General features: G+C 45.3%; 23 protein-coding genes. 14 read left to right on the forward strand and 9 right to left on the reverse strand.

Annotated elements, in window-relative coordinates; genetic code table 11:
• Positions 1-119 precede the first annotated feature (119 nt).
• A complete protein-coding gene (locus tag ACNQO6_RS10640; RefSeq protein ID WP_032868638.1) occupies positions 120-704 on the forward strand; it encodes a TIGR00730 family Rossman fold protein in 585 nt (194 codons plus the stop codon).
• A gap of 10 nt (positions 705-714) precedes the next feature.
• Complete coding sequence (locus ACNQO6_RS10645; RefSeq protein ID WP_343579823.1) at positions 715-1110, forward strand: NUDIX hydrolase; 396 nt, start codon at positions 715-717, stop codon at positions 1108-1110.
• On the opposite strand, the gene ACNQO6_RS10650 is transcribed toward ACNQO6_RS10645, so the two are convergent.
• Together ACNQO6_RS10650 and recG are read right to left on the reverse strand one after the other, a co-directional pair.
• Positions 1064-1747: a ComF family protein gene (locus tag ACNQO6_RS10650; protein WP_440208935.1), complete on the reverse strand. Its 684-nt coding sequence runs from the start codon at positions 1745-1747 to the stop codon at positions 1064-1066. The genes ACNQO6_RS10645 and ACNQO6_RS10650 overlap by 47 nt on opposite strands.
• A complete protein-coding gene (recG, locus tag ACNQO6_RS10655; protein WP_440208936.1) occupies positions 1740-3785 on the reverse strand; it encodes an ATP-dependent DNA helicase RecG in 2046 nt (681 codons plus the stop codon). The genes ACNQO6_RS10650 and recG overlap by 8 nt, the downstream gene beginning before the upstream one ends.
• Positions 3786-3803: 18 nt before the next feature.
• On the opposite strand from recG, the gene ACNQO6_RS10660 reads away from it, so the two are divergent.
• Positions 3804-4622 carry an NAD-dependent epimerase/dehydratase family protein gene (locus tag ACNQO6_RS10660; RefSeq protein ID WP_440208937.1) on the forward strand — a complete coding sequence of 273 codons (819 nt, stop codon included), beginning with the start codon at positions 3804-3806 and terminating at the stop codon, positions 4620-4622.
• A 127-nt stretch (positions 4623-4749) separates the two neighbouring features.
• Complete coding sequence (locus ACNQO6_RS10665) at positions 4750-5730, forward strand: putative solute-binding protein (RefSeq protein WP_440208938.1); 981 nt, start codon at positions 4750-4752, stop codon at positions 5728-5730.
• 40 nt (positions 5731-5770) lie between these two features.
• On the opposite strand, the gene plsB is transcribed toward ACNQO6_RS10665, so the two are convergent.
• On the reverse strand, positions 5771-8317 hold the full coding sequence (gene plsB, locus ACNQO6_RS10670; protein ID WP_440208939.1) for a glycerol-3-phosphate 1-O-acyltransferase PlsB: 2547 nt from the start codon (positions 8315-8317) through the stop codon (positions 5771-5773).
• A 277-nt stretch (positions 8318-8594) separates the two neighbouring features.
• On the opposite strand from plsB, the gene ACNQO6_RS10675 reads away from it, so the two are divergent.
• A complete protein-coding gene (locus ACNQO6_RS10675) occupies positions 8595-9467 on the forward strand; it encodes an acyl-CoA thioesterase (RefSeq protein WP_005282967.1) in 873 nt (290 codons plus the stop codon).
• A 130-nt stretch (positions 9468-9597) separates the two neighbouring features.
• Positions 9598-10839, forward strand: a complete 1242-nt coding sequence (locus ACNQO6_RS10680; protein ID WP_440208940.1) for a dicarboxylate/amino acid:cation symporter — start codon at positions 9598-9600, stop codon at positions 10837-10839.
• A 58-nt stretch (positions 10840-10897) separates the two neighbouring features.
• On the opposite strand, the gene ACNQO6_RS10685 is transcribed toward ACNQO6_RS10680, so the two are convergent.
• From ACNQO6_RS10685 to ACNQO6_RS10710, 6 genes are all read right to left on the reverse strand, one after another.
• Positions 10898-11839 (reverse strand): metal-dependent hydrolase, encoded by a 942-nt coding sequence (locus ACNQO6_RS10685; protein WP_440208941.1) that lies wholly within the window; start codon positions 11837-11839, stop codon positions 10898-10900.
• A gap of 132 nt (positions 11840-11971) precedes the next feature.
• Positions 11972-12748 carry a ribosome biogenesis GTP-binding protein YihA/YsxC gene (yihA, locus tag ACNQO6_RS10690; RefSeq protein WP_440208942.1) on the reverse strand — a complete coding sequence of 259 codons (777 nt, stop codon included), beginning with the start codon at positions 12746-12748 and terminating at the stop codon, positions 11972-11974.
• 84 nt (positions 12749-12832) lie between these two features.
• Positions 12833-13285, reverse strand: coding sequence for an RrF2 family transcriptional regulator (locus ACNQO6_RS10695; RefSeq protein WP_440208943.1), 453 nt, complete (start codon positions 13283-13285; stop codon positions 12833-12835).
• A gap of 79 nt (positions 13286-13364) precedes the next feature.
• Positions 13365-14576 (reverse strand): NO-inducible flavohemoprotein, encoded by a 1212-nt coding sequence (hmpA, locus tag ACNQO6_RS10700; RefSeq protein WP_440208944.1) that lies wholly within the window; start codon positions 14574-14576, stop codon positions 13365-13367.
• Between the two features lie 141 nt (positions 14577-14717).
• Positions 14718-16268, reverse strand: coding sequence for a helicase HerA-like domain-containing protein (locus ACNQO6_RS10705; RefSeq protein ID WP_440208945.1), 1551 nt, complete (start codon positions 16266-16268; stop codon positions 14718-14720).
• A gap of 21 nt (positions 16269-16289) precedes the next feature.
• Positions 16290-17483: a PLP-dependent transferase gene (locus tag ACNQO6_RS10710; RefSeq protein WP_440208946.1), complete on the reverse strand. Its 1194-nt coding sequence runs from the start codon at positions 17481-17483 to the stop codon at positions 16290-16292.
• A gap of 169 nt (positions 17484-17652) precedes the next feature.
• Between ACNQO6_RS10710 and ACNQO6_RS10715 the strand changes: the two genes are divergently transcribed.
• The 8 genes from ACNQO6_RS10715 to rplV all read left to right on the forward strand — a co-directional run bounded on the left by ACNQO6_RS10715 (position 17653) and on the right by rplV (position 22013).
• Positions 17653-18381: a type 1 glutamine amidotransferase gene (locus tag ACNQO6_RS10715; protein WP_440208947.1), complete on the forward strand. Its 729-nt coding sequence runs from the start codon at positions 17653-17655 to the stop codon at positions 18379-18381.
• A 226-nt stretch (positions 18382-18607) separates the two neighbouring features.
• Complete coding sequence (gene rpsJ, locus ACNQO6_RS10720; protein WP_000070912.1) at positions 18608-18919, forward strand: 30S ribosomal protein S10; 312 nt, start codon at positions 18608-18610, stop codon at positions 18917-18919.
• Between the two features lie 58 nt (positions 18920-18977).
• Positions 18978-19616, forward strand: a complete 639-nt coding sequence (gene rplC / locus ACNQO6_RS10725) for a 50S ribosomal protein L3 (RefSeq protein ID WP_004657674.1) — start codon at positions 18978-18980, stop codon at positions 19614-19616.
• Between the two features lie 11 nt (positions 19617-19627).
• A complete protein-coding gene (gene rplD / locus ACNQO6_RS10730; protein WP_004641072.1) occupies positions 19628-20230 on the forward strand; it encodes a 50S ribosomal protein L4 in 603 nt (200 codons plus the stop codon).
• Positions 20227-20547, forward strand: a complete 321-nt coding sequence (gene rplW / locus ACNQO6_RS10735) for a 50S ribosomal protein L23 (RefSeq protein ID WP_004641070.1) — start codon at positions 20227-20229, stop codon at positions 20545-20547. The genes rplD and rplW overlap by 4 nt, the downstream gene beginning before the upstream one ends.
• 11 nt (positions 20548-20558) lie before the next feature.
• On the forward strand, positions 20559-21383 hold the full coding sequence (rplB, locus tag ACNQO6_RS10740; RefSeq protein WP_004660349.1) for a 50S ribosomal protein L2: 825 nt from the start codon (positions 20559-20561) through the stop codon (positions 21381-21383).
• Positions 21384-21396: 13 nt separating this feature from the next.
• A complete protein-coding gene (gene rpsS / locus ACNQO6_RS10745) occupies positions 21397-21672 on the forward strand; it encodes a 30S ribosomal protein S19 (RefSeq protein ID WP_004775885.1) in 276 nt (91 codons plus the stop codon).
• A gap of 11 nt (positions 21673-21683) precedes the next feature.
• Entirely contained in the window at positions 21684-22013 is a 330-nt protein-coding gene (gene rplV, locus ACNQO6_RS10750; RefSeq protein ID WP_004657676.1) for a 50S ribosomal protein L22, read from the forward strand.

The raw sequence follows: 22013 nt of genomic DNA on the forward strand, positions 1-22013 counted from the left end.
AGGGTGTATTTTAGACAAGGATGAAACGAAAAACACTTGCCTAAACGTTATTTTTTAAAAAATCTTGTTACACAGCCTACTTTATCAGCATGACAGTTCTATAAAACGGTTTTAATTGTATGAATTCTATATGTGTTTTCTGTGGTTCCTCTCTCGGGAATGATCCTGTTTTCAAGCAAATGGCCCAGTTAACCGGGCAGGTGATTGCAGCGCAAGGCAAAACCTTGGTCTATGGCGGTGGACGTTCGGGTCTGATGGGTGTGGTGGCTGATAGTGCACTACAGGCGGGCGGTCGTGTGATTGGTGTGATTCCCCATGCCTTGGTGGATCGAGAGCTGGCCCATACTGGTTTAACCGAATTGTATCGGGTCAACAATATGCATGAGCGCAAGACCAAAATGGCTGAGCTATCTGATGCATTTGTAGCTTTGCCCGGAGGTGCAGGCACACTCGAAGAAATCTTTGAGCAATGGACCTGGAGTCAGTTGGGTATCCATCAAAAGCCTTGTGCTTTTTTAAATGTGAATGGTTTCTATACCGATTTGCTGAAAATGCTGCAAGCCTCGGTTGACAGTGGTTTTACCCAAGCACGTTTTGTGGACAAGCTGATTGTGGCCGAGCAGATTGAAGAGGTTCTGGCTGCATTTGCGGCTTATCAGCCTGCGGCACCGAAGTGGCTATCTAGCACTGAAATTCAGGCCTGAGGATACGATTGTGAAAACCATTACTGTTGCTGCTGCCATTATCTTGAACGAGCACAATCAATTACTGTTGGTGCGTAAGCAAAATACCCATGCCTTTATGCAGGTCGGTGGTAAGCTTGAGCTGGATGAAGCACCTGAAGTGACAATTCAGCGTGAGATTCTGGAAGAAATAGGCTGTGAGTGTGAGCTTAAAGAGTTTGTCGGTGAATTTAAAACAGCAGCAGCCAATGAACCTGATCATGCCTTGATCAGCTATGTCTATGCGGTTGAGTTAAAACAGCAGCCACAAATCGCGGCTGAGATTGCTGAGATGAAATGGATCGATCTGGATGATCAATCGACGGTACTGGCCCCCCTGACTAAAGAAGTGGTGATTCCGTGGTGTCAGCAGCATCATTTGAATTAATTTCCTGATGCTGTGCGGCTGCCAGACACAGACTATAGACTTGTTGGCAGCCCAGTTGTTGCAGCACCTGAGATAATGCAGTAATCGAACTGCCTGTGGTGACCACATCATCGACAATGAGGACCTTGCGATAGCGAATCTGGTTCGGTGCAGCAGCAACAAATTGCCGTTCAATATTTTCCAGCCGCTCCAGACGGCTTAACCCTTTTTGAGAATGCTGGGCCAAGCGTTGGACCGGTTGCCAGACGGGAATGTTCAAGTGCTCACTTAAGGATTGTGCCAAGAGCAGGCTCTGGTTAAAACCACGCTCGACCAGACGATCTGTTGAAATAGGCATGGGCACAATGGCATGTACTTTGGGCAGTCTGGGTTGCAATAGCAAACCATTTAATAGACGTTGATGATGCAGTTTCTGCTCATATTTAAACTGTTGGATAATCCGGTCAATCGGGTAATGATAATGGCAGGCAACCATGATTTGCTGTTGATTGCGTTCAATGGTTTGCTTGAGCCAGGGCAATTGTTGCCAACAGCTTTGACAGACACCGAAGTGCCGTTTCATGCCAATATCACACAGGCTACATGGGGTAAAATAATCAAATAGCTGCTGAGCTGATCTGCCCAATAATTTAAACATAAGCATATCTTGGTGCTTCGGGTAACCAGCGTTTCAGTAGACCTTCTGCATGTTGTGGATAGTCTTTCAGGATTTGCTCTGCGACATAATGTGCCTGAGTCAGCAGGTGGTCATCCCGTTCTAGACGGGCCACACGAAAGCCCATATCACCGGTCTGCTTGGTCCCGAGTAATTCACCGGGGCCACGAATTTCCAGATCTTTTTCCGCAATCACAAAGCCATCATTGCTTTCCCGTAAAATAGAAAGCCGTTCCTGCCCATTTTGTGATAACGGCGTTTTATAGAGTAAGGCACAAAAACTGGCGGTGGCGCCACGACCTACACGGCCACGCAGCTGATGCAGTTGAGACAGGCCTAAACGTTCTGCATTTTCAATCACCATAATCGAGGCATTGGGGACATCAACCCCTACTTCAATGACCGTGGTGGCAATCAATAGTTGTGATTGATTGTCTTTAAAGGCTTGCATGACCGCTTGCTTTTCATCGGCTTTCATCTTGCCATGTACCAGCCCGATATTGATGTCTGGAAAACGTTCTTTAATCTCTTGGTAGGTTGCTTCCGCAGCTTGGGCATCTAGCGTTTCCGATTGCTCGACTAAAGTACACACCCAGTAAGCCTGTTTACCTTCACGACAATTGCTGGCAATGCGTTGCAAGACCTGTTCCCGCCGTTCCAGGGGGATGGTGACAGTTTGGATCGGGGTACGACCGGGTGGCAGCTCATCAATAATTGAAGTATCTAGATCACCATAGGCACTCATGGCGAGAGTGCGGGGAATCGGGGTTGCGGTCATGACCAGTTGGTGCGGAGTGAACTGGTCCGCGCCTTTATTGCGCAAGGCGAGGCGTTGATCAACCCCGAAACGGTGCTGTTCATCGATAATCACCAAGCCGAGCTTGGAAAAACCGACCGTATCCTGAAATAGCGCATGGGTACCCACGATCAACTGGGCATGACCTTCTTTAATCTGCTGTTCAGCTTGTGTTCTGGCTTTACCTTTTTGTTTACCCGATAGCCATGCCACCTGAATACCCAAAGGTTCAAACCAGCGTTTAAAGTTTAAATAATGCTGTTCGGCTAGAATTTCAGTGGGTGCCATCAGCGCCACTTGCCAGTCCGCTTCCAGTGCATGACAGGCAGCGACCGCAGCCACCAAGGTTTTGCCGGCACCAACATCCCCTTGCACCAGACGTAACATGGGTTGATCTTGTTTAAGGTCCTGCAAGATTTCCTTGGAAACGCGCTTTTGCGCATTGGTCATCTGAAAAGGCAGGCCTTCTAATAATTTCTTGGCCAGTACTTTGCTGCTACTAAAGCGTGGTGCTGAAATCTGGCGAATATAGGCACGACGTGTGAGTAAACTGATTTGATGCGCCACCAGTTCTTCAAAAATCAGCCGTTGCTGTGCCGGATGTGAACCTTGGTTGAGCTGCAACATGTTGGCATCAGTGGGCGGCTCGTGGATGTAATGCAATGCCTCTTTCAGCTCATAGCCATTGCTATATTTACTGGGTAATAATTCGGGCAGATCATCACTGTGATGGGTAAGTGCCTGACGGACATACTCACGTAATTTGGGTTGGGTCAGGCCTTCGGTACTGGGATAAATCGCGGTCAGCTGGGTCTTGGGCAGGGCCGTATGTTGCTGGATCACCTGAATTTCAGGATGATACAGTTCCAGACCACGTGCACCGACACGCACTTCGCCAAAAATGCGCAGCCGTTGTCCCATTTGGATACGGTCCGTAAGACCTTTATAAATATGATAGAAGCGTAAGGTAACCTTGCCGAAATCGTCCTGGACCAATGCGGCAAGAGATTTCTTTTTTCCGGGTGGGAAGTCAACAGAGCGTACTTCACCTTCAAGCAAGTAACTTCGTCCAACGACCAGCTGATTCATTGGAATAATAGTGCTACGATCTTCATAGTCACGGGGAAGATGGAATAACAAATCATCCGTGCTAAAAATATGAAGCTTTTCTAAGAGGGTCGCTGCGGCAGCACCAACGCCTTGTAATTGCTGAACTGATGTCATCTCTGGTCAAAGGTGTGTATGCATATTTTATTTATTGGTTATGGTAAAACATCTCAGCGTGTCGCTAAACACTTATTTGAGCAAGGACACCACATTAGCACAATAAGTCGCAGTGCAAAAACAGATTGTTACGCGACCCATTATATTCAGGACATTCATCAACTTGATTTGACCGAGCTGGCGCCTGTGGATGTGGTGTATGTGATTCTGGCGCCTTCTGAAAGTGGGATTGAGGCTTATCAGCAGACCTATGTCGATAGTGTTGAGTCGATTGTTCAGGCGCTAAAGCCCCATGCAGTACAACGTATTGTGATTGTATCCTCAACCCGTGTCTATGGCGAAAATGCAGGGCAACGCATTGATGACGAGAGCGAGATCCATCCTGCTGATCCACAAGGTGAGCTATTGCGACGTATGGAGTTGCTGTGGCAGCAGCATTACCCACAACACAGTATTATTGTTCGCCCTACGGGGATCTATGGGACTTCAATTGCCCGGCTCAAAAAGCTGGCTGAGCAAAGCCCGACTTATCCAGTCGTTCATTTTAGCAACCGGATTCATATTGATGATCTGGCTAGGTTTTTAGCGTTACTGGTGGATATGGCCCAAGTTGAACAGAGCTATATTGTGACCAATAATCGACCCATTCCGATGCATGAAATTCTGTTTTGGTTTCAACAGCAATTAAATTTAGCGCCTTTAAAATTACTTTCAGACCGACAGACGGGCAAGCAAATTTATGCCACTCGGTTGCTTAACACCGGATTTCAATTTGACCACCTGATTTGCTTTAATGACTACGCTGCAGCTTTATCTGTCCATGGTAATGAAAAATAATTCAATTACACTGTAAAGAAAGCTTAAAGAGTTGGTATGGATTTTGAATCATAACGATCAACAGATTCCGCAAAGGAACTACCTGAATTGAGCACGAGGTTTGCTGTCGGGTGTAAAAGGGTGATGAATGAGAAAAATAATGTGCATGAGCCTACTCGGATTAATGAGCACCGCGAGTTGGGCCGCGGAACAAAGCTGGTGTGTATTTGATCCCTTGGGTACACAAGGGGACATTAGCCGCCGTTTACAGGATATTCGTGTATATGCATCCCAAAATCAGGTCCAGCTTAAGCTTAAAGTCTTTAAAAATGAAAAAGAGGCGATCCAGTCTTTTGAACAAAAACAGTGTTCTGGTTTAGTGGCTTCAAATTTTAATACGCATCGCTATAACCATTTTATGGGGACAACGGGAGGAATTGGAGTAGTCCCGAATAATCGAGTGATACGCACTTTTCTGCAGCTTTTAAATCATCCGAATGTTGAAAAGCGCATGACTGGTCCGGATTTTGAAGTGCTTGGGATGATTCCAATTGGAACGGCTTATATGATCATGAATACCCAGCAGATCAATAAAGTTTCCCAATTGAGGAACAAAACCATTGGGATTCTGGCAGATAATCCACCGCAACTGGCCTTGGTACAGAGTGTGGGATCTAAACCGGTTTATGTCGATTTTTCGAATGCGGTTGATTCGTTTAAGCGCAAGAAGATTGATATTCTCGCGGCTCCTGCCTATGGCATACTGCCCTATAACTTGAAAAAGGAATTTGGTGAAGCGACACAGGTCGTGAATTTCCCTGTGGCCTATTTTGCCATGAATATCGTGATACGACCGCAAGCTTATCCGGCCGGTTTTGGTCATCAGGTGCGCTCGTGGTTTGTTAATAACAGTCATGTGCTGGCTGCACAGGCGATCCAGTGGGAAAATCACTTACCTGCTTATTACTGGGCGGATATCTCGGCTTATGAAAAACAGGGATACGATGCTTTGGTGGCGAAGATTAGTAAACGTTATGTCGATGCAGGCTATTACGATGCGTACTTCGTCGAGTTGATTAATCGGCTACGTTGTCAGGATGATCCTAAATATCTGGGCTGTCGTCGTTAATAGTGAAAGAAAAAGGCAACCGAAGTTGCCTTTTTGATACTTATGCTTTCTTACGTTTTAAACGACGTTTGGCTTGTTGTGAAGCCATTGCTTCCAATGCTTCAGCCAACTCTTCATCGCTAAAGGTCGTGATGTGCTGTAGCATTTGTAAGGTGGTTTCATCCAGCACCAGTTGCGCACCTGCAGCCATTTCACTGAAGTTATCATCATATTCAATGAAGCCTTGTTCATTGTTACGAATGTAATTTTGCTGGGTCAGCACTTTAATAAAGCTCTGGAAAAGGGCTTTATCGAAGAACTCTGGCGAGTTGAACTCATAAAGTACAGAGAGGCGTTGACCCAATAAATGGCTTAGCTCTTCAACTTGCTTGGTCGAGATATTGCCTGAACCACGTTGGGTGATCAGAGCTAGCGTCATGTAGTAACGTTCCAGGCTCTGTTTGACTGGCATTGCCAAAGTCACCAGTTTTTGATGTTCTTCGCTATTTGGGGTTGGACTAAACAGATTGCCTTCGTGATCCTGGAAAATCAGGCCAATCTTTACCAAAGCATCGATGTAGCTATCAATCTGCTGCTGTAAGTCGCTTGCTTGCCACTTCATGAACAGTTCAGCTTTCAAGAATGGATATAAGGTGCGAATCACGTTACTTAAGTCATTCTTGTGAATTTTTCCGTTGTGCTCAACCAGAGATGCGACCAATGACGGTAACACAAAGGCATGCAGAATATTATTACGGAAGTAAGTCAGCAACACGGCCTGATTATCTTCAATCGCAATAATATCACCCAGCACGTGTTGTACACGTTTGATCAGCTTCAGCTTGAGACCATAGGCAACGATTTCTTTACCTGATAATGAAGTCACTTGGGTGCGTTCATCATAAGGTTGCTGGGTGGCCAAATCACGATAGATGTCGAGTTGTTTCGCACAGATCTCTTCATCCAAAGTGTGTTTCGGTGTCGCCAATAAAATTAACGAGAGTAATGAAACTGGATTAATCACGACAGCGCGGTTGATATTTTCCAGAATCAGATGCGCTGAGTCTGCTACCACGCTTGAAATCTCGGTCGAGCTTGGTACATCGGCCGGGTTTTGCTCTACATTATTCTGTTTCAGGATGTCATTCAGGAATACGGGTTCGCCAAAATTCACATGCACTTTACCGAAGATACGTTCAATTTTGCGTAAGGTTTTAACAATACCAAAAATGGATTCGGCTTCTTTCGGCTTACCTTGCATTTCACCGACATAGGTTGAACCTTCCATCAGGCGTTCATAACCGATATAGGTCGGTACGAATACGATCGGTTTGGCCGGGCCGCGTAAATGCCCTTGAATGGTCATTGCCAGCATACCGGTTTTCGGCGGGAGTAAACGCCCTGTACGTGAACGGCCACCTTCAATGAAGTATTCCAGCGGGGTATTGCGCGACAAGATGCTGTATAAATACTCTTTAAATACAGAAGTATAAAGCGCGTTGCCGCGGAAAGAACGGCGAATAAAGAAGGCACCGCCACCACGTAATAACTGACCGACAAATGGTAAGTTGAGGTTATCACCGGCTGCGATATAGGGAATCATCAAGCCACGTTTATAAATGACGTATGACAATAACAAATAATCGATATGGCTGCGGTGGCACGGGGTGTAAACGATTTCATAGTCTTTTGCCAGTTCACGGACCGTACTGAAGTTATGTACTTCAACACCGTCATAGAGCTGTGTCCATAGACGGGTCAGGGCCATATCGGCAAAACGGACTGCCGAGGCAGAATAATCCGAAACAATCTCATTGACATAACCGATGGCACGACGTTCTGCCTCAAGCATGCTGATTTTATGCTGGATGCTTTCACGACGAATCGCATCTTGTACTTCAGGAGATTTGATCACCGATTGCATGACGTTACGACGATCCGATAAATCCGGGCCGAGCACCACTTCACGTTGTTGATCGAGATAAGTATCTAATGAGCTGGCAATATAGGTCGCGGGTGAAACATTCGGGTGATTGCTCTTGGCATAGTCGACCAGTTCACGCAACGATTGCGGCTCATGAAACTCTAAATAAGACTGGCGGCCATGCAAGCCAATATTCATCAACTGCTTGACGGTACCTGGAGTGGCCCAGGTATCAGAGAATAAGAGTTTGAACCAGGAATCTTCTTTATCTGGTGAACGTCCCCAAAGTACGGTTACAGGCACCAGTTGAATATCCACTTCAGGGTGCTGTTCGAGTGCTTCAACCAGTTGTAATAGGCGAGGAGGAAAGGTTTGGGTGTTAAAGAAATTATTTTCGTTGTGATGTAAGAACAGGACGGAGTTTTTTTCTTGATAAGCACCAAAACTCAAAGGATCCAGCGCGGGTTTTAAATTGAGGCGACGGGTTTCTCCATCCACCACCAAGGCGTTACTACGCGAATAATTCTGTAAAACATAGCAGACTAGCTTATTTGATTCTGTTGTCTGTTGCTCAGTTGTGGTGGATTCTGTAGGAACTTCACCAAGAACATGTGGGGTGACCACCAGGTCAAGTAACTTACTCGAAAGTTGGCGATACATTTGACCAAATCCAGTCTTGGACATTACAAACTCCTAAATCATAATCCTGGCATCGATTCATGATGAACACGACATTCTGCGGTATTCTGACATAAAACGGTATGTTATTTTCTGACAAAATATAGCGTATTTGGTAGATTTTATCGTTAAAAATCGTATTTTTAGCAGTTATAAATACGATTAACGTGACGGATGAATCATTTTATCCTGACCATTGTCATTTGAATTTGTGGCACAATCACAATGATCAACCCTGAAAGGATTGGTTGATCTCTCCTCATTGATGTTGGAAGAATATTACATGAATGCGTTAACTCAAGAACTGGTTGAACTGTTGACTCTGGAAAAGCTGGAAGAGCATATTTTCCGAGGTAATAGCCGCAATCTGGTTGGCAAACGAGTATTCGGTGGACAGGTTCTTGGACAAGCCTTGAGAGCAGCGTCATATACCACAGATCGTCCAGCACACTCTTTACATGCCTATTTCCTGTACGGCGGCGATGTGAATGCGCCGATTATCTACGAAGTTGATCCACTTCGCGATGGCAAGAGTTTTGCCAGTCGGCAGGTTCGGGCTATTCAGCATGGACGTATTATTTTTTCTGCGATGGTTTCTTTTGCCAATCCCGAAGAGGGGCTGAACTATCAGCACAAAGAGCCAGAATACCCGTTGCCTGAGAGCTTAAAGTCTGAAAATGAGCTGAAGGAAAGCCTGATTAATTTTGTGCCTGAAAATGTGCGTGCCAGCTTTATGCGTGAACGCCATGTCGAGATTCGTCCAACCCAGTTGATCAATCCGTTTCAGCCGCAGCCCGAGGCGCCGTTTTATGCGCATTACATCCGGACTCATGGCACGATTCCGCAAGATCTGGATGAAATTTCCTTACATCAGGCCATCGTCGCGTTCTATTCCGACTTTACCCTGATGACCACGGCATTGCGTCCGCATGGTTTATCCTGGATTTCCCCAAATCTGCAATGTGCCAGTATTGATCACACCATTTATTTTCATCGTCCGCTCCGGGCTGACGAGTGGATGCTCTATGAGATGGAAGCAACCGTGAGTGCCAGTTCGCGTGGTCTGAACTTTGGGCGGATGTGGCAAAATGGTCAACTGGTCTGTAGTACAGTCCAGGAAGGTTTGATTCGGCTCAGAGAAATCGAAACCCAGTAGAAAATAAACCCACATTAAGGCCATCATTCTGATGGCTTTTTTTATCATAAAGATGTGACAAAAAATTGCTCGATTCTTCAACATGAGCATGCCATAGTACGGCTAAGTTAAAAGATTTTATCCATTCCCAATGAATCTAAATACACAAATTTTAATTGCCGCCGTGCTCGGTGTGGCCTTTGGTTTTCTACTGATTGCATATCCGCAAACGGCATTTGTTGACTACAGTCTATATGGCCTTGGGGTGTTGAGTAGCATTTTTATCGGCTTATTGAAAATGCTACTGATTCCACTGATCTTTAGTTCGATTGTGGTGGGTGTTTCTAATTTGCAGGCGGGCGGTCAATTCGGTCGGGTCTGGAAAATTACCGCGTTGAGCTGTTTTACCACGACGACTTTAGCTTTGATTTTAGGAATCAGTTGTGCGCATTTATTTGATGTAGGTAAGGGCGTGGATATCCAGCTGTTTCAGGCTGCCATGGATAATCATCAAACTCCCGATACCTTAACACCCTCCAGTTTCTTTACCACCTTTATTCAAAATACCTTAATTAATCCATTTAAGGCCTTTAGTGAAGGCAATGTGCTGGCCGTGGTGGTGTTTGCCCTGTTTCTGGGTGTGGCTTTGGTCAAGGGCGGGGAACGTTTTACTTTGGTCCGCAATATCAGCCAGCAATTTTTTGACATCATGATGATGCTGGTCGGCTGGGTAATGAAGCTGGCGCCAATTGGTATTTTTGCACTCTTGGCGAAGTTGATTGCGACCGAGGATCTGTCGGTACTGAGCCGCTTGGTCGAGTTTGCGGCGGTGGTGACGGGAACCACCATTTTCCACGGTGTGGTGGTGTTACCTGCCTTACTGTGGATTTTTGGGCGCATGAATCCGATCACCTTTTTCAGAGGGGCGAGAACCGCCTTGGTCACCGCATTTGCCACCAGTTCCAGTTCTGCCACCATGCCTCTGAGCATGAAGTGTGCGCAAGAAAACCTAGGGGTTCGACCACAAACGGCAGGTTTTGTCATCCCGCTTGGGACGCAGTTGAATATGGATGGTACGGCGCTGTATGAAGCTGCTGCTGCTTTATTTATTGCCAATTTAATGGGTCTGGATCTCAGTCTGACTCAACAGATTATTGTCTGTTTAACCGCCATGATTGCATCATTGGGCGCACCGGGGATTCCAAGTGCCGGTATGGTGACCATGATTATGGTGCTGCAATCGGTCGGTTTGCCTGCGGAAGCGATAGCCATCTTATTACCGATTGACCGTGTCCTTGATACTGTGCGTACCGTAGTGAATGTACAGGGTGACATGATGATCAGTGTCGTGGTGGATCGTTATGCCAAACAGGCAGAAGCTGAGACAAGCTAAGCTGAATCGGAACATAAAAAAAGCAGGAGATCATTCCTGCTTTTTTAGGTGTTAAGGTTTAAGCGGCTTGTTGTAAAGCGCGTTTTGCGGCTGGTGAATTGTTTAAGTAATTCACGGCATCTTGAGTATTACCTTCCTTAACAGGGTCGTACCACGGCATTAAATAATCCAATTGCTGTGCCACTAACCATGCTGGACCCGGCAAAATTTTAGAATCTTTTAATGCAATCTTCGACCATTCAATCCAGATCCATGGCTTGAACACACTTGGTTTCTTGTCGGCGAAACGTGGATCCTGACTCATGATATGTGCTGCGCCGTCGACCCAGAGTCCTAAAACGCCCGCAATGACTGCAACACTCAGGTAGTAACGTGCGAGATAGCCCCCACCTAAATGACGGTAAAGATCAAAGGCAACGGTACGGTGTTCAATTTCTTCCGACCCATGCCATTTGATCAGGTCAAGCATTTCAGGATCGGCACCTAGTTCTTCCCAGCGTTTGTTGTACAGCGCATATTTACCTAATACACAGGTCATGTGCTCAACGGTGGCAATCACACCGAGACGGAATAGATCCCATTGGTGATCCAGCGCTTTCGGGATTTCTTTGCCGAAAGGTTTATCTGCCAAAGCTTTGGTAAATAAGAAGTCCATAATGTCGAGATTACGCTGAATATCGATATTGCGCTGGCTGAGATATTCCTTGTTGGCAGAGGTGTGGGCCACAGCATGCATGGCTTCTTGACGAATAAACGCCTGCACATCCTGTTTTAGTTTTTCATCGGTAATTTCAGGCAGGACTTTGTTATATAAACGGCAAAACCAAAACTCACCAGCAGGTAAAATGTTGTTAATTTCATTAATAAAATAGCTGGCAAATGGCTGGTTTGGAATCCAATCTACAGGTGTATTTTCCCAATCAAATTTGACTTTGCGCGGGAGGATTTTATAGTCAATCGAAGAACCAAGTTTGTTCTTCACAAATGATAGTAATCTCATTGTTGTTTAGTCCTAATCGATAGTGCAATGAACCAACACTAAGCAGTATATGAAAACTGCCTAGTGTTTGTGATTAGCAATTCGGGACAATTAAAAATTATTTAATGCATCAAGTTGCATAAAATGCATGTTTTATTGTTCTACGTCTGTTTCCGAGGCTTCAGGAATCTGATCAAGGTCAAATTCAACAGGTTGATCGAGGGTGAAATTCAAACGTCCCGCCATGACACTGGCCAGTTCTTCTAGGCCGATCCGGTTCAAGGAGGAGAACAACTGGATCGAGAAATCAAGTTTCATCTTTTTCAATTGCTGTTTAACTTCTAACAGCACTTTATTGGCAGGGCCGCGGTTCAGCTTGTCGGCTTTAGTCAGCAGGATATGCACGAATAAATGGCGTGAATGCGCCCATTCCAGCATCATCAGGTCAAAGTGTTGTAAGGGATGGCGAATATCCATTAATAGCACTAGACCTTGTAAGCTCTTACGGTGGATCAGATAGTTTTCCAGCTCTTTCTGCCAGACGATTTTCATGGCTTCCGGAACCGCAGCATACCCATAACCGGGTAAATCGACCAGACGCTGATCAGGATTACCCAAGCTGAAAAAGTTGATCATTTGAGTACGACCAGGTTTTTTAGAAGCACGCGCCAGTTGCTTTTGATTGGTTAAAGTGTTGATCGCACTGGACTTGCCGGCATTAGAACGGCCAGCAAATGCAATTTCATAGCCTGTATCTTCTACGCACAAAGACAGTTTTGGCGCACTCATCAAAAATTCAGCTTGGCGTAACCACGTCAGAGACTGTACTGCGTATTCAGTCACTGCAGGGTCAGCTTTTTTCTCATAACTGATTTTTTGTTTCGGAGCGAGTCTGGCTTTGGTGTCTTTGGATTTTTCACTGCGACGCATAGAAGCTTACTTTTGAATTGAAATAGCAACGACCATTATAAAGGATGTGACGGCTTCGTGCGAATCTTGATGTTGAAGCGCTTGTTAGGCTTTCTGCGACAACTCTAAAAAGTTGATCTCTGAATGGATTGAAGAAGGAACAATACCGTGCTGAACCACTTCACCGAGCGTATATTGGTTCAGGCTTTGATAAAAGCTTTCCAGTGCCTGATCTAAAATACCCTTCAGGCCGCAATGGGAACGTAATACGCAAGGCGGGGTATTGCATTCAACAATTTGCTGGTTGCCTTGCAGGGTTCGGACAATTTCGCCCAATTTCAGGCTTTTGGCTTCAGGGTTTAGGTGAAGACCACCCCCTTTGCCGCGAATGGTGACAATCCATTGCTGCTTGCCCATAAAGTGAACCACCTTCACCAGGTGATTTTGCGACACATGCAAGTCTTGTGCGATATCTGCAATCGTATAGGGTACATCACTCGGACGAGCGACATACATCAGGATTCTGAGTGCATAATCTGTAAACTTATTGAGTTGCATGGGGTTTGACTCAATCTGCCGCAATAAATGGAAAAGGCTAGTCTATCACAGGCTAGCCTTATACAAAATGCGATGCAAATTAGCTGAGTTTAACACCACCAGTACCAAAGGCTTCGCTGTGAATATTTTCAGCTGGAATACCACGTGCTACAAGCGCCTGATGTTGCGCTGCCATAAATGGCATTGGCCCACATAAATAGTAATCGGCATTCACTGGCAGTAGTGCAGCATCGATTGTACTTAGATCCAGACGGCCAGCGACCTCATAATCTGCACCGAGCACATCAGATTCATGCGGGAACTCATAAGCAGTGAATGTACTCAAGCGTGGATACTTGCTTTTCAGTTCCTGAATATGCTGCTTCATGGCATGCACCTGGCTGCTGCGGCAGGCATGAATAAAGCTCACCGGTTGTGGCATATCTAAAGTCACCAGTTGATTCAGCATGGCAATCATTGGAGTTAAGCCGACACCCCCACTGATAAAGACATTGCGTTTATTGCTATCAATTAAATAGAAGTTTCCTGTAGGTGCAGATACTTCAATTTCCGAGCCTTCCGCTAAACCATGTAAGGTGCTTGAGACCCAGCCACCAGCAAGTTCGCCTTTTTCATCCTCACGTTTCACCGAGATACGCAGGTAATCTGCCTGTGGGCTGGTTGATAGAGTGTACTGACGTGGTTGTCTTAGATTGAGCTCAGGCACAAATACGCGAACCGAAATGTATTGGCCTGCTTCATATTTGGGTAATTCGCCCCCATCCACAGGTACAAGATAGAACGAGGTGATTTCGTCACTTTCTACAACTTTTTTGGCGATTTTGAAATTGCGCCAGCCCAACCAGCTACCTTTGGTTTGTTGATGCTGCTCATAAATTGCTTTCTCAGTGCTGATAAATAAATCGGCCAGTTGACCATAAGCCGCAGCCCATGCACCAATTAGCGGATCTTCCATGGAAATATCCAGTACTTCACTAATCGAATGCAGCAGGTTTTCACCCACAATGCCGTAATCTGGTGACTGGATGTTTAGACTGACATGTTTATGCGCAATCAGTTCAATCACAGGTAAAAGCACGGAAGGATCTTCAATGTTCTCTGCATAAGCCAAAACTGCCCCCGCAAGCGCCTGTGCCTGAGCACCGCTGCGTTGATGTCCCATGTTAAAGGTTTCTTTTAAATCAGGGTTGTTACCCAACATGCGGTTATAAAAGTATCCAGTCAGCGCTACGCCATTTTCACGGAGAACGGGAACTGTTGCTTTAACAAGGTCAATTTGCTGCGGAGTCATAGGAGATCTCTCTTGGCTATCATTTATAAGATGTATTTAAAATATACCTTTAAAATTAGATTTGCAATGCTAAATTAAATAAAAGCCATAAAAAAATTAAGGGATAATAAATTATCCCTTAATTTTCAATTGAGTATTGTTTTATTTTTTGCCGAAGAGAGAGCCGAGTAGACCACGCACAATTTTCTGTCCAGTACTACCGCCTAGACTACGCGCGGCACTTTTGGCAAATGTTCCCACGATATCCTGTGTCAGTTTTTCACGGTCACGTTGTGCTTTTTCAGCAGCTTTTTGCTGTTCACGGGCAAAACGCTCTTGCTCTTTGGCTTGTTGCTTGGCGAGCGCTTCCTGCTCTTTACTTTGTTGTTTTGCCAGTTCGTCAGCCTCTTTTTGCTGGGATTGCTGCAATACTTTCTTTTGCAGCATTTCATAGGCGCTATCACGATCTACCGCTTGATCATAAACACCCGCGACGATGCTTTGTGAAATGATCACTTGACGTTCTTCGGGACTAATTGGAGTAAAGGAAGAGTAAGGGGGCATCACCCAGCCGCGCTCTACGATTTGCGGTGTGCCTTGTTCATCCAGACAGCTAATCAATGCTTCACCAACTGCGAGTTCGGTAATGGCTTGATCCACTTTAAATTCTGGATTGGCGCGGAAGGTATCTGCGGCAGTTTTAACGGCTTTCTGGTCTTTAGGGGTAAAAGCACGTAAAGCATGTTGTATACGATTGCCGAGTTGTCCTAAAACGCTTTCCGGTAGATCCAGTGGGTTCTGGGTAATAAAGTAAATCCCGACCCCTTTAGAACGGATCAGACGCACCACTTGTTCAATCTTCTGTTGCAAAGCTGGGCTGGCATTGTCAAAGAGCAGGTGAGCTTCATCAAAGAAGAATACCAGTTTGGGTTTGTCCATATCGCCGACTTCTGGTAGTTGTTCGAATAGCTCTGACATCATCCACAGTAAGAAGGTGGCGTACAGTTTTGGCGTGTTCATTAGCTTGTCGGCCGCTAAAATATTGATGTAGCCATGACCATTGGTATCCGTCTGAATGAAGTCGAGGATATTCAGACTGGGTTCGCCAAAGAACTGTTCTCCACCTTGATCGCCTAAGGCCAGTAAATTGCGTTGAATGGCACCGAGGCTGGCAGGAGAGAGATTGCCATATTCAGCTTTTAGTTCGGCTGCATTTTCACTGACGTAGGTCAGCATGGCTTTCAGGTCTTTAAAATCAATCAGGAGCAGGCCTTGGTCATCTGCAACACGAAACACGGCTGAAAGGACACCTTCCTGGGTGTCATTCAGATTGAGCATTTGTGCTAGAAGTAAGGGGCCGATTTCTGAAATGGTGGTACGGATCGGGTGGCCTTGCTGAGCAAATAAATCCCAGAAAACTACAGGTGAAGCGGCAAATGGGATGGGATCAAGTTGTAAGGTTTTCAGTCGTTCATCAAATTTAGGATTACTCTCGCCAGCCTTGGCAAGGCTGGAAACATCGCCTTTGGCATCGGCGAGGAAAACGGGTACACCCAGTCGGGAGAAGCTTTCTGCCAGTACTTTTAAAGTAACGGTTTTCCCTGTCCCTGTTGCACCGGCAATCAAACCATGTCGGTTTGCGAATTTAGAATGCAAAACTATATCTTGTGTTGTATCAGTGGTTTTTTTAGCAATAACGATTGGTGTACTCATTCTTCACCTGTTGTTTTGATCTCAATCGAGCTGTTTTAATGCGTTTTGAATATCTTGGATTAAATCTTCTGGATGTTCTAGTCCTATACAGAAGCGTACCAATAAACCTTGTTGTAAATGTGTATTTTCCAGCGAACGCATCTGCTTTAAGTCGTAGAGCATGGCCAGGCTGACAGGGCCACCCCAGCTAAATCCAAGTTTAAATAATTTTAAGTTATCACAGAATTGGCGCACTGCGGTCAAGTCATAGCTGGCTTTAAAAATGACACTGACCAGACCTGCGCTTTTGCCTGTAGTACACGTTTCTGACCAGAACGCGTAACCTGCTGAATCTGGTGAACTCGGGTGTAAAACCTGACTAAATTGAGGCTGTTGCTTGAGCCATTCCAATAAGACAAGGGCGCTTTGTGCTTGCTGTTCATAGCGGAGCGACATGTGTGCCAGACTACGTTGAATCTGGGCCGTATCATCGCCTGAGACAGAGATCCCTTGAATGGCATGCATGCGATACAGCTTGTGGTGTAACTGTTGATCACGGGTCACCACTGAACCCATCAGAATGTCGCCGCCGCCGCTTGGATATTTGGTCAGTGCATGCACGGTGATGTCGACTGCCAAATGTTCGTCAGAGAAATCGAAGGCATTAAACGCCAGTCCTGCGCCCCAGGTATTGTCTAATGCAGTCAGTACATTGGCCTGTTGTGCTTTCTTGACCAGATTTTTAAGATCGGGAAATTCTAGCGTGACCGAGCCTGCAGCTTCCAGCCAGATCAGTTTGGCTTTTTCAGTCGGTTGAAAGCTGGCGGCATCAACCGGATTATAAATTTTAATGCTGATGCCATAACGGTCTTGCAGATGATTCAAATGTTCAAGGTTGGGGCCATAAATATTGTCGGCAACCCACACCTCATCCCCTGTGCTGAGAAATGTACTGTTCACCAGATTGATGGCAGATAAGCCGCTGGGTGCAAGCAGGCAATAATTGCCGCCTTCTATTCTTGCAATATTGTCGCCTAAGGTAAAAGTGGTTGGGGTACCGTGTGTACCATAACTATAGTCATAGGCATCGGTCCAGTGGCGATCAAAAAGGTGCGCTGTGCTTTTAAAAATAATCGTGGATGCACGAAATAGGGGAGGCTGGATGCTTTCTATGTATTGAGGGGCTTGGCGTGGTGCATGGATGAGATCAGTTTGTGCTTTATTGTGAGATGTCATAGGGCAAAATCAAATCGATATAATGCATCTCAGGTTAAGAGAAAATCATGAAAGCTGCTAGTACTTCGCTGCTTTTGTACAGAATCGGTACAGATTCGGGTGACCAATAAAAACTGGCTTTATTTTTGCTAAGACTAAACATCATTCTAACGATAATAGGTTTTCGCGCATGAAGTCGCATTTAAGAGTGCATTATTTTCAGCACATCGCTGGCGAAGGTTTTGGCAGTTGCTACGACTTTTTAAAAGCACATCACGCAAAAATTACCGCAACCGAATTTTTTGCCTTACCTGTAGATTTGCCCTTGGAACTGGAAGCTTTGCCACGCGTAGATGAAGTGGATCTATTGATTATCATGGGAGGCACCATGAGCGTAAATGATGAAGCGAATTATCCGTGGTTAAAATTAGAAAAAAGATGGCTAAGACGTTATCTGGCGGCTGGAAAACCTGCGATTGGGTTGTGTCTGGGCGGGCAACTGATTGCCAATGCTTTAGGTGCAGCGGTGAGTCGCAACCCAAATCAGGAGTTGGGCTGGATGGATGTCGGGCGAGCTGCTTACGTGCCTGAGGATTATTTTCAAATTCCTGAACAGTTGAATGTTTTGCAGTGGCATAGCGAAACGTTTGAAATCCCTAAGGGGGCCGTGCGTTTGGCCGAGAACAAGGTTTGCTTGAATCAGATGTATCAAATTGGCCGTAATGTACTGGGTTTTCAGTTTCATCCAGAAATGACACCTCATGCCTTGGCGCTGTTGATTGAAGGAGAGGAGGAAATGGCAATTTTTAATGGCACCTATGTGCAACCTATAGCTGAATTAAAAAAAACCTTGAAAAGTAAATTTGAGCAGGGAAATCTGTTGCTGAATCAGGCGATTGATTATGTGGTGAGTGCCTGAGCTGACAAAATGCCTAAAAAATGAAAAGAAGAATTGCATAAGACTTAAACAATCGTTATAATGGGCGACCCTCAAATGGAGGGCGTTTACTACGAATAAAGTAGTCAACGCATTACAGTCGTGGCATCGATCACGACCATAGTGATTTTCACTGCCCTTGACACTTACCAAATGGTGAGGTGCGTCATGGGTGATTCTTTATATATTTGGCTTGGAGTTTACTGGTATGTCTAACCAGAGAATTCGTATCCGTTTGAAGTCTTTTGATCATCGTCTGATTGATCAATCTGCTCAAGAGATCGTAGAAACCGCTAAGCGTACTGGCGCACAAGTGTGTGGTCCAATTCCGATGCCTACTCGCATCGAACGCTTCAACGTTCTTACTTCACCACACGTCAACAAAGACGCTCGTGATCAGTACGAAATCCGCACTTATAAACGTTTGATCGACATCGTTCAACCAACAGATAAAACTGTTGATGCATTGATGAAGTTAGATCTTGCTGCTGGTGTTGATGTTCAGATCGCTTTGGGTTAAGGCTTTCGGTTGATTAACTTTTAAGTTAATTAGGCCGCTTTATTAGAGGTTTATGCACATGGCTATTGGTTTAGTCGGTCGCAAATGTGGTATGACTCGCGTCTTTACAGATGCTGGTGTATCTGTACCTGTTACAGTTATCGAAGTCGATCCAAACCGCATTACGCAAATCAAAACACTTGAAACTGATGGTTATCAAGCAATTCAAGTAACTACTGGTGAACGTCGCGAATCGCGCGTAACTAACGCTCAGAAAGGTCACTTCGCGAAAGCGGGTGTTGCTGCTGGTCGTTTGGTTAAAGAGTTCCGTGTTACTGAAGCTGAGCTTGAAGGCCGTGAAGTTGGTGCTTCTATCGGTGTTGATTTGTTCACAGTTGGTCAAATTGTTGACGTAACTGGTCAATCAAAAGGTAAAGGTTTCCAAGGTGGTGTTAAGCGTTGGAATTTCCGTACGCAAGATGCTACTCATGGTAACTCTGTATCTCACCGTGTATTAGGTTCTACAGGTCAAAACCAGACTCCTGGTCGCGTGTTCAAAGGCAAGAAAATGGCTGGTCACTTAGGTGACGAACGCGTAACAGTTCAAGGTCTTGAAATCGTATCTATTGACGCTGAACGTTCTGTTTTAGTTGTTAAGGGTGCTATTCCTGGTTCAACTGGCGGTGACGTTATCGTACGTCCTACCATCAAGGCCTGAGGGGAAATACTGTGAATTTAAAAACTGTTTCCGGCTCTGCTGTTGAATTGTCTGAAGTTGCTTTCGGACGTGAATTTAACGAAGCTCTTGTACACCAAGTTGTTACAGCTTACTTAGCTGGTGGTCGTCAAGGTACTCGTGCTCACAAATCACGTGCAGATGTTTCTGGCGGTGGTAAAAAGCCATTCCGTCAAAAAGGTACTGGTCGCGCTCGTGCGGGTTCTATTCGTAGCCCGATCTGGGTTGGTGGTGGTAAAACTTTTGCTGCTCGTCCACAAGATTGGTCTCAAAAAGTAAACCGTAAGATGTACCGCGGTGCAATGCAATGTATCTTAGCTGAACTTGTTCGCCAAGATCGTCTTGTATTAGTTGAAGAGTTTGCTGTTGCAGCTCCAAAAACTAAAGAATTGCTTGCAAAGCTTACTGACTTGAATGCAACTCGCGCATTGATCATTACAGATGCTGTAGATGAGAACTTGTATCTCGCAGCTCGCAACCTTCCACACGTTGATGTGGTTGATGCTACTGCTATTGATCCTGTTAGCTTGATCGCATTTGATAAAGTTGTAATGTCTGTAGCTGCTGCTAAGAAAATTGAGGTAGAACTCGGATGAACAACGAACGTATCTATCAAGTCCTATTAGGACCAGTATTCTCAGAAAAAGCACAAGTTTTAGGTGATACTGCTGGTGTTCAAGTGTTCAAAGTTGCATTAAATGCAAACAAACTTGAAATCAAGAAAGCAGTTGAGCAACTCTTCGGTGTTGAAGTTGTAAAAATCAATACAACGATCACTAAAGGTAAAACAAAACGCTTTGGTAAAACATTAGGACGTCGTTCTGATGTGAAAAAAGCATACGTCACCCTGAAAGCCGGCCAAGATGTAGAAATGGCTGACTTGGGCGATACCGCTGAAAACGCAGCGGAATAAGGACGAGAATTATGCCAATTCAAAAATGTAAGCCAACGTCTCCAGGACGTCGCTTTGTAGAGAAAGTGGTTCATGACCACCTTCACAAAGGCGCGCCTTATGCACCGTTGGTAGAAGCTAAAAAACGTACTGGTGGTCGTAATAACAATGGTCACATCACTACACGTCACGTGGGTGGTGGTCATAAGCAAAACTACCGTATTGTTGACTTTAAACGTAACAAAGATGGTATTCCAGCGACTGTAGAGCGCATCGAATACGATCCTAACCGTACAGCCCATATTGCTTTATTGAAATATGCTGACGGTGAACGTCGTTACATCATTGCGCCTAAAGGCTTACGTGCTGGTGATAAAGTTCAATCTGGTAACGATGCTCCAATTCGTCCAGGTAACTGCTTACCACTTCGTAACATGCCAATCGGTTCTACCCTTCATAACCTTGAACTTAAAATCGGTAAAGGTGCTCAATTAGCACGTTCTGCTGGTACTTCAGTTCAGTTATTGGGTCGTGATGGTTCTTACGCTATCGTTCGTTTACGTTCTGGTGAAATGCGTAAAGTCCATGTTGAATGTCGCGCTGTAATTGGTGAAGTTTCTAACCAAGAAAGCAACCTTCGTTCATTGGGTAAAGCTGGTGCTGCGCGCTGGCGTGGTATTCGTCCTACCGTTCGTGGTATGGCGATGAACCCAGTAGATCACCCGCACGGTGGTGGTGAAGGGCGTAGTAAAGGTATTCAACCTGTAAGCCCATGGGGTCAAAAAGCTAAAGGGTACAAGACACGTACCAACAAGCGTACGACTAAGATGATTATTCGCGACCGTCGCGTCAAGTAAGGGAATCTGAATAATGCCTCGTTCATTAAAAAAAGGTCCATTCGTCGACGCACATTTGTTCGCTAAGGTTGAAGCTGCTGTAGCTGCTAACAACCGTAAGCCGATCAAAACTTGGTCACGTCGTTCAATGATCCTTCCAGACTTTGTTGGTTTAACAATTTCTGTTCACAATGGCCGTAACCACGTTCCAGTAATTGTTACTGAACACATGGTTGGTCATAAATTGGGTGAATTCGCGCCAACTCGTACCTATCGTGGTCACGGTGTTGATAAGAAGTCTAAACGTTAATAGGTGCTATGATGGAAGTAACTGCTAAATTACGCGGTGCCGCTATCTCGGCACAAAAAGCACGTTTAGTTGCTGATTTGATCCGTGGTAAGTCGGTTGCACGTGCGATAGACATTTTAAACTTCAGCAACAAGAAAGCAGCTGTGCTCGTTAAAAAAGCACTTGAATCTGCAATCGCGAATGCTGAACACAACAACAGCTTAGATGTTGATGACCTTAAAGTAACTACGATTTACGTTGATGAAGGCATGAGCCTTAAACGTATCATGCCACGTGCTAAAGGCCGTGCAGATCGTATTACTAAGCGTACTTGTCACATCACCGTTAAGGTAGGGGTTTGA

The organism is Acinetobacter calcoaceticus, assembly GCF_051947995.1.
Lineage (GTDB): Bacteria > Pseudomonadota > Gammaproteobacteria > Pseudomonadales > Moraxellaceae > Acinetobacter.

Coding starts and splice junctions, on each gene's coding strand:
- ACNQO6_RS10640 (WP_032868638.1), top strand. CDS start 120: ATGAATTCTATATGTGTTTTCTGTGGTTCCTCTCTCGGGAATGATCCT.
- ACNQO6_RS10650 (WP_440208935.1), bottom strand. CDS start 1,747: ATGTTTAAATTATTGGGCAGATCAGCTCAGCAGCTATTTGATTATTTT.
- recG (WP_440208936.1), bottom strand. CDS start 3,785: ATGACATCAGTTCAGCAATTACAAGGCGTTGGTGCTGCCGCAGCGACC.
- ACNQO6_RS10660 (WP_440208937.1), top strand. CDS start 3,804: ATGCATATTTTATTTATTGGTTATGGTAAAACATCTCAGCGTGTCGCT.
- ACNQO6_RS10665 (WP_440208938.1), top strand. CDS start 4,750: ATGAGAAAAATAATGTGCATGAGCCTACTCGGATTAATGAGCACCGCG.
- plsB (WP_440208939.1), bottom strand. CDS start 8,317: ATGTCCAAGACTGGATTTGGTCAAATGTATCGCCAACTTTCGAGTAAG.
- ACNQO6_RS10675 (WP_005282967.1), top strand. CDS start 8,595: ATGAATGCGTTAACTCAAGAACTGGTTGAACTGTTGACTCTGGAAAAG.
- ACNQO6_RS10680 (WP_440208940.1), top strand. CDS start 9,598: ATGAATCTAAATACACAAATTTTAATTGCCGCCGTGCTCGGTGTGGCC.
- ACNQO6_RS10685 (WP_440208941.1), bottom strand. CDS start 11,839: ATGAGATTACTATCATTTGTGAAGAACAAACTTGGTTCTTCGATTGAC.
- yihA (WP_440208942.1), bottom strand. CDS start 12,748: ATGCGTCGCAGTGAAAAATCCAAAGACACCAAAGCCAGACTCGCTCCG.
- ACNQO6_RS10695 (WP_440208943.1), bottom strand. CDS start 13,285: ATGCAACTCAATAAGTTTACAGATTATGCACTCAGAATCCTGATGTAT.
- hmpA (WP_440208944.1), bottom strand. CDS start 14,576: ATGACTCCGCAGCAAATTGACCTTGTTAAAGCAACAGTTCCCGTTCTC.
- ACNQO6_RS10705 (WP_440208945.1), bottom strand. CDS start 16,268: ATGAGTACACCAATCGTTATTGCTAAAAAAACCACTGATACAACACAA.
- ACNQO6_RS10710 (WP_440208946.1), bottom strand. CDS start 17,483: ATGACATCTCACAATAAAGCACAAACTGATCTCATCCATGCACCACGC.
- ACNQO6_RS10715 (WP_440208947.1), top strand. CDS start 17,653: ATGAAGTCGCATTTAAGAGTGCATTATTTTCAGCACATCGCTGGCGAA.
- rpsJ (WP_000070912.1), top strand. CDS start 18,608: ATGTCTAACCAGAGAATTCGTATCCGTTTGAAGTCTTTTGATCATCGT.
- rplC (WP_004657674.1), top strand. CDS start 18,978: ATGGCTATTGGTTTAGTCGGTCGCAAATGTGGTATGACTCGCGTCTTT.
- rplW (WP_004641070.1), top strand. CDS start 20,227: ATGAACAACGAACGTATCTATCAAGTCCTATTAGGACCAGTATTCTCA.
- rplB (WP_004660349.1), top strand. CDS start 20,559: ATGCCAATTCAAAAATGTAAGCCAACGTCTCCAGGACGTCGCTTTGTA.
- rpsS (WP_004775885.1), top strand. CDS start 21,397: ATGCCTCGTTCATTAAAAAAAGGTCCATTCGTCGACGCACATTTGTTC.
- rplV (WP_004657676.1), top strand. CDS start 21,684: ATGGAAGTAACTGCTAAATTACGCGGTGCCGCTATCTCGGCACAAAAA.